Source organism: Capnocytophaga sp. oral taxon 864 (assembly GCF_002998835.1).
GTDB lineage: Bacteria > Bacteroidota > Bacteroidia > Flavobacteriales > Flavobacteriaceae > Capnocytophaga > Capnocytophaga ochracea.
Map to the genome: position 1 here is coordinate 142,783 of NZ_CP027232.1, position 17,646 is coordinate 160,428.

Annotated in this window: 15 protein-coding genes; 14 read left to right on the top strand and 1 reads right to left on the bottom strand. The window is 39.4% G+C overall.

The features are described 5' to 3' along the window. The first annotated feature begins 27 nt into the window (after positions 1 to 27). The 3 genes from C3V44_RS00680 (at position 28) to C3V44_RS00690 (ending at position 3,902) form a co-directional block, all read left to right on the top strand. A complete protein-coding gene (locus tag C3V44_RS00680) occupies positions 28 to 1,644 on the top strand; it encodes a pyruvate dehydrogenase complex dihydrolipoamide acetyltransferase (RefSeq protein ID WP_106095185.1) in 1,617 nt (538 codons plus the stop codon). A gap of 214 nt (positions 1,645 to 1,858) precedes the next feature. Next, a complete protein-coding gene (gene sucD / locus C3V44_RS00685) occupies positions 1,859 to 2,734 on the top strand; it encodes a succinate--CoA ligase subunit alpha (protein ID WP_002672787.1) in 876 nt (291 codons plus the stop codon). 16 nt (positions 2,735 to 2,750) lie between these two features. After that, the gene (locus C3V44_RS00690) at positions 2,751 to 3,902 is read left to right on the top strand and encodes a serine hydrolase (protein WP_009410209.1); all 1,152 of its coding nucleotides are present in this window, start codon (positions 2,751 to 2,753) and stop codon (positions 3,900 to 3,902) included. A 58-nt stretch (positions 3,903 to 3,960) separates the two neighbouring features. Here C3V44_RS00690 and C3V44_RS00695 read toward each other — a convergent pair whose 3' ends face one another. Further along, on the bottom strand, positions 3,961 to 4,371 hold the full coding sequence (locus C3V44_RS00695; RefSeq protein WP_009410210.1) for a BrxA/BrxB family bacilliredoxin: 411 nt from the start codon (positions 4,369 to 4,371) through the stop codon (positions 3,961 to 3,963). Positions 4,372 to 4,485: 114 nt separating this feature from the next. On the opposite strand from C3V44_RS00695, the gene C3V44_RS00700 reads away from it, so the two are divergent. The 11 genes from C3V44_RS00700 to nqrF all read left to right on the top strand — a co-directional run bounded on the left by C3V44_RS00700 (position 4,486) and on the right by nqrF (position 17,321). Next, positions 4,486 to 5,748 carry an acetyl-CoA hydrolase/transferase family protein gene (locus C3V44_RS00700; RefSeq protein ID WP_048747037.1) on the top strand — a complete coding sequence of 421 codons (1,263 nt, stop codon included), beginning with the start codon at positions 4,486 to 4,488 and terminating at the stop codon, positions 5,746 to 5,748. A gap of 549 nt (positions 5,749 to 6,297) precedes the next feature. Further along, positions 6,298 to 8,751: an endopeptidase La gene (gene lon / locus C3V44_RS00710; RefSeq protein ID WP_106096602.1), complete on the top strand. Its 2,454-nt coding sequence runs from the start codon at positions 6,298 to 6,300 to the stop codon at positions 8,749 to 8,751. Positions 8,752 to 8,788: 37 nt separating this feature from the next. Beyond that, on the top strand, positions 8,789 to 9,460 hold the full coding sequence (gene folE, locus C3V44_RS00715; protein WP_009410213.1) for a GTP cyclohydrolase I FolE: 672 nt from the start codon (positions 8,789 to 8,791) through the stop codon (positions 9,458 to 9,460). A gap of 377 nt (positions 9,461 to 9,837) precedes the next feature. After that, positions 9,838 to 11,193: a Na(+)-translocating NADH-quinone reductase subunit A gene (locus tag C3V44_RS00720; RefSeq protein WP_106095187.1), complete on the top strand. Its 1,356-nt coding sequence runs from the start codon at positions 9,838 to 9,840 to the stop codon at positions 11,191 to 11,193. Positions 11,194 to 11,233: 40 nt separating this feature from the next. After that, the gene (locus tag C3V44_RS00725) at positions 11,234 to 12,109 is read left to right on the top strand and encodes a hypothetical protein (protein ID WP_106095188.1); all 876 of its coding nucleotides are present in this window, start codon (positions 11,234 to 11,236) and stop codon (positions 12,107 to 12,109) included. Between the two features lie 5 nt (positions 12,110 to 12,114). Next, positions 12,115 to 12,639, top strand: a complete 525-nt coding sequence (locus tag C3V44_RS00730) for a ClbS/DfsB family four-helix bundle protein (RefSeq protein ID WP_009410217.1) — start codon at positions 12,115 to 12,117, stop codon at positions 12,637 to 12,639. Beyond that, positions 12,636 to 13,865, top strand: a complete 1,230-nt coding sequence (locus C3V44_RS00735; protein WP_106095189.1) for an NADH:ubiquinone reductase (Na(+)-transporting) subunit B — start codon at positions 12,636 to 12,638, stop codon at positions 13,863 to 13,865. The genes C3V44_RS00730 and C3V44_RS00735 overlap by 4 nt, the downstream gene beginning before the upstream one ends. 3 nt (positions 13,866 to 13,868) lie before the next feature. Beyond that, positions 13,869 to 14,606: a Na(+)-translocating NADH-quinone reductase subunit C gene (locus C3V44_RS00740; RefSeq protein WP_009420361.1), complete on the top strand. Its 738-nt coding sequence runs from the start codon at positions 13,869 to 13,871 to the stop codon at positions 14,604 to 14,606. Between the two features lie 6 nt (positions 14,607 to 14,612). Next, positions 14,613 to 15,260, top strand: coding sequence for an NADH:ubiquinone reductase (Na(+)-transporting) subunit D (locus C3V44_RS00745; RefSeq protein WP_009410220.1), 648 nt, complete (start codon positions 14,613 to 14,615; stop codon positions 15,258 to 15,260). Positions 15,261 to 15,280: 20 nt separating this feature from the next. Next, the gene (gene nqrE / locus C3V44_RS00750; protein WP_009410221.1) at positions 15,281 to 16,024 is read left to right on the top strand and encodes an NADH:ubiquinone reductase (Na(+)-transporting) subunit E; all 744 of its coding nucleotides are present in this window, start codon (positions 15,281 to 15,283) and stop codon (positions 16,022 to 16,024) included. Then, entirely contained in the window at positions 16,008 to 17,321 is a 1,314-nt protein-coding gene (gene nqrF / locus C3V44_RS00755; RefSeq protein WP_009410222.1) for an NADH:ubiquinone reductase (Na(+)-transporting) subunit F, read from the top strand. Before nqrE ends, nqrF begins: the two co-directional genes overlap by 17 nt. The last annotated feature ends 325 nt before the right edge of the window (positions 17,322 to 17,646 follow it).

The window sequence follows — 17,646 nt, forward strand, 5'->3', positions numbered from 1 at the left end:
AAACACTAATTAAATATAACAACATAAATGGCAGAAATTATTACTATGCCACGCTTGAGCGACACTATGGAAGAGGGTGTTGTAGCAAAGTGGCTTAAAAAAGTAGGCGATAAAGTAAATGAAGGCGATATCTTAGCAGAAATCGAGACGGATAAAGCTACGATGGAATTTGAATCATTCCATACAGGAACCTTATTGTATATAGGTTTAAAAGAAGGAGAAAGTGCTAAAGTAGATACCTTATTGGCTATCATAGGTAAAGAGGGTGAAGATATTTCGGCACTTATAGCTGGAGGAGCTCAAGCATCGGCTCCTAAAGCTGAAGAAGCAAAACCTGTTGCTGAGGTAACTACGGCTCCTGTTGCTGGTGCTACTATACCAGCAGGAGTAGAAGTGGTAACAATGCCTCGACTCAGTGATACAATGACGGAAGGTACTGTGGCTTCTTGGCTCAAAAAGGTAGGTGATACTGTAAAAGAAGGTGATATCTTAGCTGAAATTGAAACCGATAAGGCTACAATGGAGTTTGAATCATTTTATTCAGGTACTTTATTGTATATAGGTTTAAAAGAAGGAGAAAGCGCAGCAGTAGATTCATTATTGGCGATTATAGGCCCTGCGGGTACTGATGTAAACGCAGTTTTGGCAGCCGTGAAAGCTGGCGGAGCTTCAACTTCGGCTCCTGCAACTCCTAAGGCTGAAAGCAAACCGGCTGAAACAGCCACATCAGCTACTACTTCGGTAGCTAATGCAAACGACCGCGTATTTGCTTCTCCTTTGGCTAAGAAAATAGCACAAGATAAAGGTATTAACCTTACTGAGGTGAAAGGAACAGGTGAAAACGGACGTATTGTGAAGAAAGACGTAGAAAACTTTACACCAAGTGCTAAGGTTGCTACGGCTACTACGGCTACACCTGCAACCGCTGCCGCAGCAATCCCAACTGTAATTCCTGTGGGAGTGGAAGTAACTGAAGAGGTGAAAAACTCACAAATGCGCAAAACGATTGCGAAACGTTTGGCAGAGTCTAAATTTACTGCACCTCACTACTATTTGGCAATAGAAATTGATATGGATAACGCGATGGAATCTCGCGCTCAAATCAACAATTTGCCAGATACCAAAATATCTTTCAACGATATGGTAGTGAAAGCCTGCGCAATGGCACTTAAAAAACACCCTCAAGTAAATACTTCTTGGAAAGGCGATACAACCCTTTACAACAAGCACGTGAATGTAGGGGTGGCTGTGGCTATTGAAGATGGCTTGGTAGTACCTGTTATCAAGTTTACGGATACTTTAACGCTTACTCAAATAGGCGCCTTGGTAAAAGACTTGGCTGGTAAGGCACGCAACAAGAAACTTACTCCTGCCGAAATGGAAGGAAGCACTTTCACCGTGTCTAACTTGGGTATGTTTGGGGTAGATGTATTTACTTCTATCATCAATCAGCCTAACTCTGCTATTCTTTCAGTAGGAGCTATTGTTGAGAAACCTGTAGTGAAAAACGGACAAATAGTAGTAGGTCACACTATGCAAGTAACTCTTGCTTGCGACCACCGTACTATCGACGGGGCTACTGGAGCTCAATTCTTACAAACACTCAAAGCTTATATTGAGAATCCTGTAACAATGCTCGCATAACGAGTGTTGAGGACAGCATATTACAAAAGGGTTGCCTATGTGGGTAGCCCTTTTTTGTTATGAGAATAGATGAAAAAAGTAATAATGCAATAGATTGATAATTAATGTAATAAAAAGAAGAAGGTAAAATAATAATCGATTTCTTTACGAAAGATTTTGAAAGTATAGAAATTTTATTTATCTTTGCTATAAGAAAACAAAAAAAATAATTGCAATGAGTGTATTAGTTAATAAGAATTCAAAAGTAATAGTACAAGGTTTCACAGGAAGCGAAGGTACTTTTCACGCTGAACAAATGATTGCATATGGCACTAATGTGGTAGGAGGAATTACCCCTAATAAAGGAGGTCAAACACATTTAGGAAAGCCAGTGTTTAACACGGTAGCTGATGCTGTGAAGGCAACAGGAGCTGATGTATCTATTATTTTCGTGCCACCCGCTTTTGCAGCTGATGCTATTATGGAAGCTGCTGATGCAGGGATAAAAGTAATTATTACTATTACAGAAGGGATTCCGGTAGCTGATATGGTGAAAGTAGCAGCCTACATAAAGAATAGAGATTGCCGCTTGGTAGGGCCTAACTGTCCGGGAGTGATTACGCCTGAAGAAGCAAAAGTAGGCATTATGCCAGGTTTTATCTTTAAGAAAGGACACGTGGGGATAGTTTCGAAATCAGGGACACTTACCTATGAGGCAGCTGACCAAATTGTAAGACAAGGTTTAGGGATTACCACAGCTATTGGTATTGGAGGAGACCCTATTATTGGTACTACTACTAAGGAGGCTGTAGAATTATTGATGAATGACCCAGAAACTCATTGTATTGTGATGATAGGTGAAATAGGTGGACAGTTAGAGCCAGAAGCAGCCCGATGGATAAAAGCCAATGGCAATAAAAAGCCTGTAGTTAGTTTTATAGCAGGTGAAACAGCTCCTAAAGGAAGAACAATGGGACACGCCGGGGCTATAGTAGGAGGTGCTGATGATACTGCTGAAGCTAAAAAACGTATTTTACGCGAATGTGGTGTTCACGTAGTAGATTCGCCTGCTAAAATAGGGGAGAAGGTAGCTGAAATAATGAAAAAATAGCATTTGTTAATAATTTATGAAAAAACTAATACTTATTGTTTTGTTTAGCACTATTATTTCATTTTTTAATTCATTATTTGCACAAAAGAAGCTTCAAGATGTAGATGTATTTAAAAGAAATCCTTCTGAAGTAATCTCGTTTGACGATGCACGTACTGAAGCTGAGAAAATATTACAATACCTAATACAAGAACAAATTATACCAGGAGCCTCTGTAACTGTAGCCAAACAAGGAAAAATAATATGGCAAAGAGGTTATGGATATGCTGATATTACCAAAAAGACAACTATTGACCCTAAGAATACGCTGTTTAGGGTAGCGAGTATGTCGAAAGCTATTACAGGAATGGTATTGGCTAGACTGCAAGAGCAAAAGAAGTTTGACTGGAATACTTCAATTTATGAATATATACCTGATTACCCGCAAAAGCCTTTTGATTTTACCGTGAAACAACTTGCAGGACACTTAGCAGGCATACGCACTTATAGGGCTAATGAATATACTTTAAATAAAGCTTACAGTATTGAACAGGGAGTGAATTTATTTAAAGATGACATATTACAGTCGGCACCAGGAACAAAGTTTTTGTATAGTAGCTACGGTATAAATTTGATTTCATTGGCTATAGAAAAGTGTTTGAATGAGAAGTTTGAGAATGTGGCTAAAGAGGAAGTGTTTAAGCCTTTGAATATGTGGCGCACTTTCCCTGATAGAGGAAAAATAATTAAAGATGAGGCCACACCTTATTCAAGGTCTAAAAAAGGAGGACTCACCAAAGCTCCTGATGTGAATAACTACTTTAAGCTGGCAGGAGGAGGCTTTCTTTCTACTTCTAACGATATTGCTAAAATGGGAATTGCTATAGAGCGCCATAATTTTCTTTCTCAGCCTATAGAAAACGAGATGCTAAAAAAGCAATGTACTTTTGATGATACTGAAGTGAGTTATGGTATATGTTGGCAAAACCAGCGAGACTGGAACGGACGTGATTATTTTGGGCACACAGGAATGGGAGTGGGAGGTTACGGTTGGCTATCAGTATACCCAAATGAGCAACTGGTAATTGTATTGCTGTTTAATGTAACTGACCCGCAAATTAATATCTACTTACAACGCTTAACCGACTTTATTATTGAAGGGGCAGAGCGTATTCCTAATCAGTATTAAAAAATCCTTTTGTGATACCAAAGATATCACAAAAGGATTTTTTGGAAATGAAAATTGATTAACAAAATTCATTATAGGCTTGTTGGAGATTTTCGGCGATAGCTTCAGCCATTCTACCTTCGATGTGGTGGCGTTCCAACATATGCACTAATTCACCATCTTTAAACAGAGCTATACTAGGAGAGGAGGGAGGAAAAGGAAGCATAAAGTTACGAGCTTCTTCAGTAGCCTCTCTATCGACCCCAGCAAAAACAGTGGTAAGATGGTCGGGTTTCTTAGCATTTTGCAAGCTGTAGATTACTGCAGGGCGCGCATTACGGGCAGCACAACCGCATACAGAGTTTACTACCACGAGGGTAGTACCTGCTCTTTTCAATGCTTCTCTTACAGCCTCAGCTGTTTTTAATTCTTCAAAACCAACAGCTGTTAGTTCTTCTATCATTGGTTTTACCAATTCAGGTGGATACATAATACTTCGTTTTTAAAATTGGGGACAAAGGTACTAAAAAAAATTATATTACTAATTATTTTGCCAATTGGATTTAATGTAGTACTTTTGAGCCATTAACTAATATTATTTTAAATGGCAAAAATTACGACTGCTCAAGAAGCCTTAAAGGTTGTAAAGAGTGGTGACTTTGTTTATATTCACGGAGGTGCTGCTGTACCTGAAATACTTGTAGATGCTCTTGTAGAGCGTGCATCAGAACTACGCAATGTAAGTATAGGGCACATTCACATTGAGGGAGACGCCCCTTATGCTGACCCTAAATACAAGGATAGTTTTTATGTAAATTCTTTTTTTCTGTCGAGGAATGTGCGAGATATTATGAAAAATGGGAATGGTTCCTATACTCCTATTTTTTTAAGTGATATGCCTTTATTATTTGATAGGAAGCACGTTAAAGTGGATGTAGTGCTTATACAAGTATCGCCTCCTGATAAGTTTGGTTTTTGTTCTATGGGCGTGAGTGTAGAGGCTTGTAAATCGGCGATACGCAATGCAAAATATGTGATTGCAAAAGTAAACAAGCAAATGCCTCGTACTTACGGTGACGCCCTTCTACATATTGATGAAATAGACTTCTTAGTGGAACACGATGCTCCTATCTTCTCATTGCATCTTACAGAACCTGATACTATTGAAAAACAAATAGCCCGACATATTGTGCCTCTTATTGAGGACGGTAGTACATTGCAATTGGGTATTGGTAACATTCCTAATGCTACTTTGGGAGAGATGGGACACCTAAAAAACTTAGGTATTCATACAGAACTGCTCACAGAAGGAGTGCTTGATTTGGTGAAAAAGGGCGTGATTAATGGTTATGAAAAGAAGATAGACAAAGGCAAGATTATAGCTTCGTTTGTGATGGGTACACAAGAGTTATATGATTTTATTGACAAAAATCCATCAGTGGAAATAGCTGAAGCTTCGTACACTAATGAGGTGTCGGTGATACGTCAGAACCCGAAAATGATATCTATCAATTCAGCAATAGAGGTGGATCTTACAGGGCAGGTGTGTGCTGATTCTATTGGAACGGCTATTTATTCAGGATTTGGCGGACAGATAGACTTTGTAAGAGGTGCAATGCTTAGTGAAGGAGGTAAATCAATCATTGCGTTTCCTTCGACCACAAACAAAGGAGAGAGCAAGATTGTGCCTTTCCTTAAACAAGGGGCAGGTGTGGTAACCACTCGTGCTCACGTGCAGTATATCGTTACTGAATATGGTGTGGCTGAGCTTTTTGGCAAGAATTTATGTGAAAGGGCTAAGGCATTGATTGCAATAGCGCACCCTAACCATCGTGAAAACTTAGAGAGGGGTTTTATGATGAAGTAGGGTAGTGAGAGCCGCAATTAGCAAATGAGGTGCGAGCCGCACGGGCTATTAACTTTGGCAAAGTTTGAGATGAAAAAGCGATGTGTTGGGGCGGTTAGGAGGAGACGGAAGATATCGGAGGAGAACGGAAGAGAGCTGAGAGGAATTTTGAAGGAAAAAGAGTATTAGGAGGGTGGGGTTAGCTTATAGAGAGCTTATAGGAAGCTTATACGAATCTTGGACGATTGGTATAGAAAGAGTGTATAAGTAATTGACTCATAATATAATACAACAAGGCTAAAAATGGCAAAAACGGGGTTTCGAGGCGAAAGAAAGAGGAAGAGGCACTAGGACTTAGACCATAGGCAATAGGGGGAGTGTGGTGGTAAAGACGGAGTAAAGAAGAAAGTAAGAAGAAAGTAATTTTTATGGCACACCTATTGTAATACATAGGAAGCAATGTACATTTTGTAGTATATAAGAAATTGATTTTAAACTGTATAGATATAATGAGAATATTTATATAGACAAGTGATTACTGACAAAATGGCATATAGTAACGATCTAAATATGAATATAGGAAATTTTGACAGCCTTTTGGCTGAACATATAGACGAAGATACAGAGTTCATTCCGCTTCTTACTTTGGAAGATGAAGAAGAGATAGAACGTGAACGCATACCACACGTGTTACCTATTCTTCCCCTGAAAAACACTGTGCTATTTCCAGGAGTAGTAGTGCCTATCAGTGCGGGGAGAGATGCGTCTATTCACCTTATCAACGAGGCATATGCTACTACTAAGACTATTGGTGTTGTAGCTCAATTAGACGAGAAGACCGAAATACCCGAGGGCAAAGACCTTTTCCGTTTTGGTACGGTAGCCCGTATTCTCAGAGTTTTGAAAATGCCTGACGGCAATGTAACTATTATCATTCAGGGTAAAAAGCGCTTCGAGATAGAGAGTATTGTAGAAGAAAAGCCGTACATCAAAGCGATGATAAAAGAAATGCCGGATGTGAAACCCGATGCGAACGATAAGGAGTTTGAAGCGACTATTGAAGCTGTTAAAGACCTCTCTATCAAGATTGTACAAGAAAATCCGAATATCCCTTCGGAAGCGGCTTTTGCTATTAGGAATATAGAGAGCACATCGTTCCTGATTAACTTTATATCGTCCAATATGAATGCTACCGTTTTGGAAAAGCAAGGCGTATTGGAGATTGATGAGCTGAAAGAGCGTGCTACGGCTATCTTAAAATATTTGAATATCGACTTGCAACGCCTTACCCTGCGCAACGAAGTACAGTCGAAAACGCGTATTGATATCGACCAGCAACAGCGTGAATACTTCTTGCACCAGCAGATGCGTACTATTCAGGAAGAATTAGGAGGCGTGTCGTACGAGCAAGAGATGGAAGAGCTGAAAAAGAAAGCTAAAACCAAGAAGTGGGACGACAAGATAAAAGAGCTCTTTGAAAAGGAACTGAGCAAATTGCAACGTACCAATCCTAATAGTCCAGATTATGGCATTCAGCGTAATTACTTAGAAGTATTATTGGAATTGCCTTGGAATGAGTATTCTAAAGACAACTTTGACCTAAAACGCGCTCAGAAAATTCTCGATAAGGAACACTACGGATTAGAAGAGGTGAAACGCCGTATCATAGAGTATTTGGCGGTGCTTAAACTCCGTAATGATATGAAATCACCTATCTTGTGCTTTTATGGACCTCCTGGAGTAGGAAAGACCTCCTTAGGACGCTCTATTGCCAAAGCGTTGAGTCGTGAGTACGTGCGTATGTCGTTAGGAGGTTTACACGATGAGGCTGAGATACGCGGTCACCGTAAAACCTATATCGGGGCAATGCCGGGGCGTATTTTGCAACAGCTTAAAAAAGCTAAGACTTCTAACCCTGTATTTGTATTAGATGAGATAGATAAATTAGGAAACAATAGTTACCAAGGCGATCCTTCTTCGGCTATGCTAGAAGTGCTCGACCCTGAGCAAAACAAGGAGTTTTACGACAACTTCCTCGAGATGGGTTACGACCTTTCTAAGGTGATGTTCATCGCTACTGCGAACGACCTTTCGACCATACAGCCTGCTTTGCTAGACCGTATGGAACTCATCAACGTAACAGGTTATACCATAGAGGAAAAGACCGAGATAGCTAAACGCCACTTATTACCTAAGCAACTCAAAGAACACGGTATGAAAACTACCGACTTGCAATTAGGCAAAAAGGAAATAGAACGTATTGTGGAAGGTTATACTCGCGAATCGGGGGTACGCGCTTTGGAAAAAGAAATAGCGAAAGTAGTGCGCTACGGAGCTAAAAACTTAGCAATGGAAGAAGCCTACGATCCTAAACTTACCATAGAGACCATAGAAAAAATATTAGGACCTGCCCGCTTAGAACGCGATAAATACGAAGATAACGAGGTAGCTGGCGTAGTTACTGGATTGGCGTGGACGAGTGTAGGAGGAGATATTCTGTTTATAGAATCTGCCTTATCGAAAGGTAAGGGGGTGCTTAATATCACGGGTAATTTAGGTCAGGTGATGAAAGAATCGGCTACTATTGCTTTGGAATACCTAAAAGCCAATGCTGAACACTATAACCTCAATGTGAAACTCTTTGATAGTTACGATGTGCATATACACGTACCTGAAGGGGCAACCCCTAAAGATGGTCCGAGTGCGGGTATTGCGATGCTTACCTCACTAATGTCGCTCTTTACTCAAAAGAGAGTGAAAAAACACTTGGCAATGACCGGAGAGATTACTTTGCGTGGAAAGGTACTACCGGTGGGTGGACTCAAAGAGAAGATTTTGGCAGGGAAACGCGCAGGTATTAAAGAATATATTTTGTGCAAAGACAACGAGAAAGACATCTTGGAAATCAAGCAAGAATACCTTAAAGGACTTACTTTTCATTATGTAACGGATATGGAAGAAGTGATACGTTTGGCAATTACCAACCAAGATGTAAAACACAAAAAAGTTTTAAGCTTTGAGTAATAATTAGTACTTTTGCACTTTCATAAGATAAAGAACAATGAATAAAAATCAAGAAGAAGATATATTAGGAGATAACCATATAGCAACTTCGGCAGTTACACCACTTAGAGCAGATGCTTTTCAGATGAGTGAAACCGAAAAGATAGCCGAAATAGAAACTCACGTACGTGCTATTTTGCATACTTTGGGAATGGATTTAACCGATGATAGTTTGAAAGGCACTCCCAGGCGTGTAGCTAAGATGTTTGTAAAAGAGATTTTTGGAGGCTTATTACCAGAGCGCAAACCTTCGATGTCTACTTTCGAGAACTCTTACCATTATGGTGAGATGTTGGTAGAGAAGAATATTGTAGTGTATTCCACTTGTGAACACCACTTGTTACCTATTGTGGGGCGTGCTCACGTGGGCTATATTTCTAACGGTAAAGTGTTAGGGCTTTCGAAGATGAATCGTATTGTAGAGTACTATGCGAAACGTCCGCAAGTGCAGGAACGCCTTACGATGCAAATAGTACAAGAGATGCAACGCGCTCTCGGTACCGAAGATGTGGCTTGTATTATAGATGCCAAACACCTATGTGTGAACTCTCGCGGTATAGAAGATATTGATAGCAGTACGGTTACTGCTGAGTTTGGTGGTAAATTCAAAGACCCTGAGGTAAGAAAGGAGTTCTTAGAATATATCAAATTAGACACCAGATTCCATTAAACTAATGTAAGTTTGATGTAAGGAGATGATGTTGTGCCTCAGAACGCTGTAGCACGGCAGGTAATAGAAAATAATATTTGTTATATTGAGCAGATGTTAATTAAAAGAATAAAATACCCCTAAAAGTTTAGATACTTTTAGGGGTATTTTTTATGAATAAAGATTTTAGGAAAGAGTAAAGGTAAAGAGTAGTAGTTTAAATATTGAATTTTAAAAGTTTATAGATGAAATAGGGGGCTATTTTTTAGCTGTGAAATAGGAAGATATTATACGTAAATTTGATATATTGAGCTAAAAAAAAGGAGTAGATTATTTTAAATCAAAAATAAATTTGTATATTTGCACCTAATTTAATAAAACTAACTAATATTATTTATATGTCAAACGACATCCGCATTCGAAAAGGGTTAGACATACACTTGGAAGGCGAAGCTGATAAAACTACACAACAGCTTCCGCTTGCCTCTTTGTATGGTATTAAACCCAATGATTTTCACGGTGTTATTCCTAAGCTTTTATTGCGTGAGGGTAATGAAGTGAAAGCAGGTGAAGCACTATTCTTTTCAAAGAGTGATGAGCGTGTATTGTTCCCTTCTCCGGTAAGTGGTACCATCAAGGAGATTGTACGAGGTGAGCGTCGTAAAGTGTTGGAAATACACATTGCGCCCAGTCAAGAACAAACTTTCAAAGACTATGGAAAGAAAGACGTAGAAGAGATGCAGGGCGAAGACATCAAGGCACACCTCCTTTCATCAGGTTGCTGGCCTTTTATCAAACAACGCCCTTATGACGTGATTGCCAACCCCGACGGGAAGCCTAAGGCTATCTTTGTATCGGCTTGCAAGACCAATCCGCTCGCTCCTGATTACGACTATGTGCTCAAAGGAAAAGAGCAAGCACTACAAACCGCTCTTACCGCCTTAGCTAAACTCACCACAGGGAAAATACACGTGTCTGTTTTCAAAGACAGTTCGTTGTCGCCTTTCCGCAACCTTAAGGGCATAGTGGTGCACAATGTGTCAGGACCTCACCCAGCAGGGAACGTCAGTACACAAATAGCCCAAATCAGTCCGATAAACAAAGGTGAAGTGGTATGGGTAGTAACACCTCAAGATTTGGTGGTGATAGGAGAACTCTTCTTAACAGGTAAAGTGAACCTCACTCGTACAGTAGCTCTTACAGGTTCGCGCATTGAGAAACCTCACTATGTTACAGCCCTTGCTGGAGCTCAAATCAGTAGCGTCGTAGGTAGCCAAGTAAAAGACGTGGTTGCAACCCGTATTATTAGCGGTGATGTGCTTACTGGTACTAAGGTGAGTGAAACAGGCTTCTTAGGTTTTTACGACGACCAAATTACAGCAATTCCCGAAGGAAATGATTATGATTTGTTCGGTTGGGCAAAACCAGTAGCCAACAAGATTTCGCTTACACGTTCGCTTACTTTCTCGTGGTTGAACCCTAAGAAAAAGTACGACCTCAATACCAATACCAATGGTGAACAACGCGCTTTTGTGGTAACAGGTATGTACGAAGAGGTTTTCCCGTTGGATATTTATCCGATGCAACTCCTCAAAGCCTGCTTGTATAAGGATTTGGACGAGTTGGAAAACTTAGGAGCTTACGAAGTAGCACCAGAAGATTTTGCACTTACTGAATTTGTATGTGTATCTAAACAACCACATCAGCAAATTATCAGAGATGGACTTGATTTAATGATGGCGGAATTAGGTTAATTCATATAAAAGTAAGTAAACAGTTTTAAATAATTGAAATATGTCTAATTATTACAAACCTTCAGGGAAGTTTTCACCTATATCATTTGTGTATTTCATATTAGTATGTACAGTAGCATTGCCTATATTAGCAACCATCTATGCGTACTTAATATGGTATATCCCAATTATATATCTCAACTTCTTAGTAACATTTGGTTTTGGTTTTGCTATAGCCATTACTGTTGGTTATTTAGTAGTTAGATTGGGTAAAGTACGTAATTATGGCTTAGCTATTTTGTTTGCTCTCATAGCATCACTTGTTGCTTATTATCTTCAATGGGTAGTATGGGCTGATTTGGCTATTAATACGAGTGAAGTGTATGGTAATAAGCAAATAGGTGTAGCCGTAAGTAATGTGCAAATTGAACAATTGCTGTACTTATTAGGGCATCCATCAGACCTTTTTGGATTGATAGGACTTATCAATGAAGAAGGGACGTGGGCTATAAAAGGGAATACTGTGAGTGGAGTTTTCCTTACTATTATTTGGATAATTGAATTCTTAGTAATTGTGATTATGGGAATAGTTGCCTCTGTAGGTAGAGCTAAAGAGCCTTTTAACGAGCTTGCAGATGAGTGGTTTAAAGAAGAAGAATTACCTACTTTTTCTTATATAGAAAATGTAAGTGACTTTAAACAACAAGCAGAACAAGGTAATTGGGAACAACTTTCTACAGTTATTCAAAGAGGTGATAAAGGAACTAACCATAGTGTTTTTACTTTGTATACCTCGGCTAATGAGTATTATCTTTCAGTTTCTAACGCTACAGCAAAAAAGAATAAGAAAGATAAGATAGAGTTTGATACCGAAGATTTTATAAAATATCTCAGTATTGATAAAACTGTTTATGACTTATTGAAAAGTAAAATCTAAACATTATGGCACGTCCGCAATCTAAATTAGGGCTTGTAGTATCAGCAGAAAGAAATTACAATGAATTGATTTCTTTGATTGATACTATTCCCGAAGACAAACGAGAAAAGGAGTTTCCTAAGGGAACAATGAATCGAAATCTCCGAGATGTACTCGGGCATTTATATCATTGGCATTTGCTTTTTTTATCTTGGTATGAGGAAGGAATGAAAGGAGGTAAACCTAAAATACCCAAAGAGGGTTATACTATGAAAGACACTCCTAAATTAAATCGAGAGATATGGAAGAGTTGCCAAAAGGTACCGTTTTCTAAAATGTTTTCTCTGTTTAAAGATTCACATAGTAAGGTTTTTCATATTATAGAAAGTCATACTGATGAGGAACTTTTTACAAAGAAAAGATATCCTTGGACGAAGACGACTTCGTTAGGTTCTTATTTAGTTTCGGCAACATCAAGTCATTACGATTGGGCTTTAAAACTAATTCGTAAATCAATAAAAAAGAATAATTACTTATCATCAAGAAAATGAGTTTAAAAAGTAAATTAAATACATTAAAAGAAAAGTATAAAGGAACGAAGATGGAGACGACTTTCAACGCGCTCCACACATTCCTCTATACGCCTAATGAGGTAACCCACGGAGGTACCCACATTAAGGCTGCTGACGACCTAAAACGAACAATGAATATGGTGGTTTTGGCACTAATTCCTTGTTTGATTTTTGGTATTTTCAATATAGGTTACCAGCACGAAGTGGCTTTCGGTCACTTAACACACCCCGCTGAAGGCTTAGCTTTTTGTAGTGGAGATTTTTGGAATTGGACAAACTTTAGTATTGGTTTTATAAAAGTACTTCCTCTTGTAGTAGTGTCGTACGTAGTAGGGTTGGGCATTGAGTTTATCTTTGCTACCATTCGTGGTCACGAAGTAGAGGAAGGATACTTGGTAACCGGTATGTTGGTGCCACTTATCGTTCCAGTAGATATTCCACTTTGGATGCTTGCTGTAGCAGTAGCCTTTGGAGTAATCATTGGTAAAGAGGTATTCGGGGGTACAGGTATGAATATCTTAAACCCTGCGCTTACCATTCGCGCCTTCTTATTCTTTGCTTATCCTACTTCAATGACAGGGGATAAAGTATGGGTAACAGGTGTATTAGATCGTTCTAAAGAAATTGCTTCTGGAGCAAACTTAGATGCGGTTTCAGGCGAAACCATCTTGGGTAACTTGGCACAAGGACACCCTATTCACTACACCGATTCTGACCTTCTTTTCGGGTTTATCCCAGGTTCAGTAGGTGAAACTTCTACTATCATTATCCTCTTAGCAGGTTTATTCCTCATCTATACCAAAATCGCTTCTTGGCGTGTGATGGTTAGTATGTTTATAGGAGCTTGGGTAATGGGTGCTATTTTCAACGCTTTAGCACCAAGTATGGTAGGTACTCAGTTCTACGCTATTTGGAGTGTACCAGCTTATCAACACTTGCTCATTGGAGGTTTGGCTTTCGGAGCTGTATTTATGGCTACCGACCCAGTTACAGCAGCACAAACGAATACTGGTAAGTATATCTATGGCTTCTTAGCTGGTTTCATTGCTATTGCTATCCGTTGCTTCAACCCTGCTTATCCTGAAGGGGTAATGCTCGCTATCCTATTAATGAACGTATTGGCTCCTACTATCGACCACTTCGTAGTACAAGCTAATGTATCTCGTCGTAAAAAACGTTTAAAAACAGTTACTAAAACCGCATAAATTATGGCAGTAAAAACAGAAAGTAATTCGTATACAGTGATTTTCGCCATTATAATGGTGGTAATCGTAGGAGCTTTGCTCGCTGGTATTTCGTCAGCATTGAGCAGCGATATCAGTAACAATAAAAAGTTAGAAAAGAAACAAAACATTCTCTACGCTATGGGTGTAAATCACAACCAAGGTGAGCTCGGAGGTGGTAAAGTAGAGTTTCTTTCTACAACTGATGCTGAAAAAGAGTTCCCTAACTATGTGAAAGAACAATACCTTATCAAAGGGAATACCGCTGAAAAAGTAGAAGGTGCTAACGACCTTATTAACTTTAACGGTCATCGTGAAGGTTTGCCTCTTTATGTAGGTGAAAAAGATGGAACTACCCTCTACATCATTCCCGTAAACGGACGTGGTTTGTGGGATGCTATTTGGGGATATATAGCCGTAGATAAAGACCTTATCGTACGTGGCGTTTTCTTTGACCACAAAGGAGAAACTGCTGGTTTGGGAGCTAATATCAAAGAACGTTTCTTTATGGACGACTTTATCGGGGAACACCTCTTAGATGCTGCTGGTAATTTCCAAAGCATTCAAATATCAAAAAGCAATGGTGACCCTGAAAACAAACGTAAAGAAGATGGGAAAATAGATGCTATTGCAGGAGCTACTCTTACTGGTAATGGAGTGCAAGCAATGATACGCGATGGCATAGAGCCTTATATATCCTATATTAAAAGTTTAAACAAATAAGAGACTATGGGACTATCAAAAAAAGATACAAAATTAGTAACCGACCCTCTATGGGATAACAACCCTGTAACGGTACAAGTGTTGGGTATCTGTTCTGCTTTGGCAATTACAGCCCAATTGAGAGCCGCTATTGTAATGAGCCTTTCCTTTACCTTTGTACTTGTAATGGGTAACGTAACCATTTCTTTACTTAGAAATGTAATACCACCTAAAATCCGTATCATCGCCCAGCTAATTGTAGCAGCTGCTTTGGTAATCGTGGTGGACTTTGTGCTGAAAGCCTATGTGTACGACCTTAGCAAACAGCTATCGGTATATGTAGGGCTTATCATCACTAACTGTATTTTGATGGGACGCTTTGAGGCGTTTGCCTTAGGAAATCCTCCAGGAAAATCGTTCTTAGATGCTATTGGTAATGCAGGTGGTTATTCTATCGCTTTGCTTATCGTCGCCTTCTTCCGTGAACTATTAGGTTCAGGCACTTTGCTCGGTTTCCAAGTATTAGGAGACCCTATTAAGAAAACAGGTGTATATGCTTGGGGCTATGAAAACAACGGTTTTATGTTGTTAGCGCCTATGGCATTAGTAACTTACGGTATAGTAGTGTGGGTACAACGTTCACGTAATAAAGCTTTGATAGAAGACAGTCATTAATCATTTAAAAAGAAAAGAAAATGTTAGAATATTTAACACTGATTTTTAAATCGGTATTCGTAGAGAATATGATTTTCGCTACCTTCTTAGGTATGTGTTCGTACTTGGCTGTATCTAAAAAAGTATCTACTGCCATAGGCTTAGGAGCTGCTGTTATTTTTGTACAGACTCTTACCGTACCTATGAACTACTTGTTGAACCAGTATATCCTCAAAGAAGGTGCTTTAGCTTGGTTAGGTCCAGAGTATGCTAATTATGATTTGAGCTTCCTTACCTATATCTTATTCATTGCCACTGTAGCTACGATGGTGCAGTTGGTAGAGATTATTGTAGAGAAGTTTTCTCCATCGTTATATAACTCGTTGGGTATTTTCTTGCCTTTGATAGCCGTAAACTGTGCTATCTTGGGAGGGTCACTCTTTATGCAATCACGTGAGGAAACTATTCACTCTTTTGGTCTTTCAGTAGCCTACGGGTTCAGTTCAGGATTGGGATGGGCTATCGCTATCTTAGCGTTGGCAGCTATCCGTGAGAAAATACGTTATTCACACGTACCTGCACCCTTGCGTGGCTTGGGTATCACCTTTATCACTACAGGGCTTATGGCTATCGGCTTTATGAGTTTTGGTGGTATGCTTACAGGTGGTAGCAGCAAAAAGGAAGCTAAAGAAGCTCCTAAACAAGAGACTACTATCCAACAAGAAGTTAAAACTGATAAATTAGCTCATAACACAAAAGATTTAAGCAATGATATTAGCAAGTGAAATATTAACAACTATTACGGTAACGGTAATAGGATTATTGGTAATAATCCTGCTGTTAGTAGCTATTTTGCTTTACGTAAAACAGAAACTAACCCCATCGGGACCTGTGAAAATTACAATTAATAAAGACAAAGTAATTGAAGTGCCTATAGGCGGTTCATTGCTTTCTACTTTGGGTAACGAGAAGATTTTCTTGCCATCAGCTTGTGGTGGTAAGGGTTCTTGTTTACAATGTAAATGCCACGTGTATGAGGGAGGAGGAGAGGCTCTTCCTACAGAAACGCCTCACTTTACAAAGAAGGAACTCAAAGAAGGTATGCGTTTAGCTTGCCAAGTGAAAGTAAAACAAGATATGCAAATAGGCGTACCAGAGCAAGTGTTTGGTATCAAGAAATGGGAAGCTACTGTAGTGAGCAACTATAATGTGGCTTCGTTTATTAAAGAGTTTGTGGTAGAACTCCCAGAGGATATGGACTACAAACCAGGAGGATACATTCAGATTGAAATTCCTGCTTGTGAAGTGAAATATTCCGATATTGACATCACTGCACACCCTAAAGAACACCCAGGAGAGCCTGATAAGTTCAGAATGGAGTGGGATAAGTTTAAGTTATGGCCTCTTGTAATGAAGAATCCAGAACCGGCAGAGCGTGCTTACTCTATGGCTTCCTATCCAGCAGAGGGACGCCGTATAATGTTGAATGTGCGTATCGCTACGCCTCCTTTTGATAGAGCTAAAGGAGGATGGATGGACGTAAATCCTGGGGTAGCTTCTTCTTATATCTTCTCACGTAAACCAGGTGACAAGGTAACCATCTCAGGACCTTATGGCGAGTTCTTCATCAATGATTCTAACGCTGAGATGTTATATGTAGGAGGGGGAGCTGGTATGGCGCCTATGCGTTCGCACTTGTATCACCTTTTTAAAACCTTAAAAACTAATAGGAAAGTTACTTATTGGTACGGAGGTCGTTCAAAACGCGAGTTGTTCTATGTAGAACATTTCCGTGAATTAGAGCGCGAATTCCCTAACTTTAGATTCTTTATTGTACTTTCTGAACCACTACCTGAAGATAATTGGAAAGTGAAGAAAGATATTAATGATCCTGAAGGCGATGGTTTCTTAGGATTTGTTCACAACGCTGTAATTGAACAGTATTTGAGCAAACACGAAGCCCCAGAAGATATAGAATTGTACTTCTGCGGTCCTCCAATGATGAACAAAGCTGTTCAGAAAATGGGACAAGACTTTGGTATGCCCGATGAAAACATTCGTTTCGACGACTTTGGTGGTTAATAACTACCTGCATTATACAAAAATCCGACTTAGTAATAGGTCGGATTTTTTTATTGATAATGGAATGAGAGAAAAAACTAATAACGTCGATAATGTCAATAATGCCAGAATAAGGTATGCTTAGCTTATAGAAAACTTATAGGAAAGACGAACAATGAACGAACAAAAGACGAACAAAAGACGAACAAAAGACGGTGCGAGCCGCACGGGCAAATGAACAAAGAACGAAGGAATGACGAAGGATAAACGGTGTAAGCTGCTCAGGCAAATGAACAAAGAACGAAGGAATGACGAAGGATAAACGGTGTAAGCTGCTCAGGCAAAT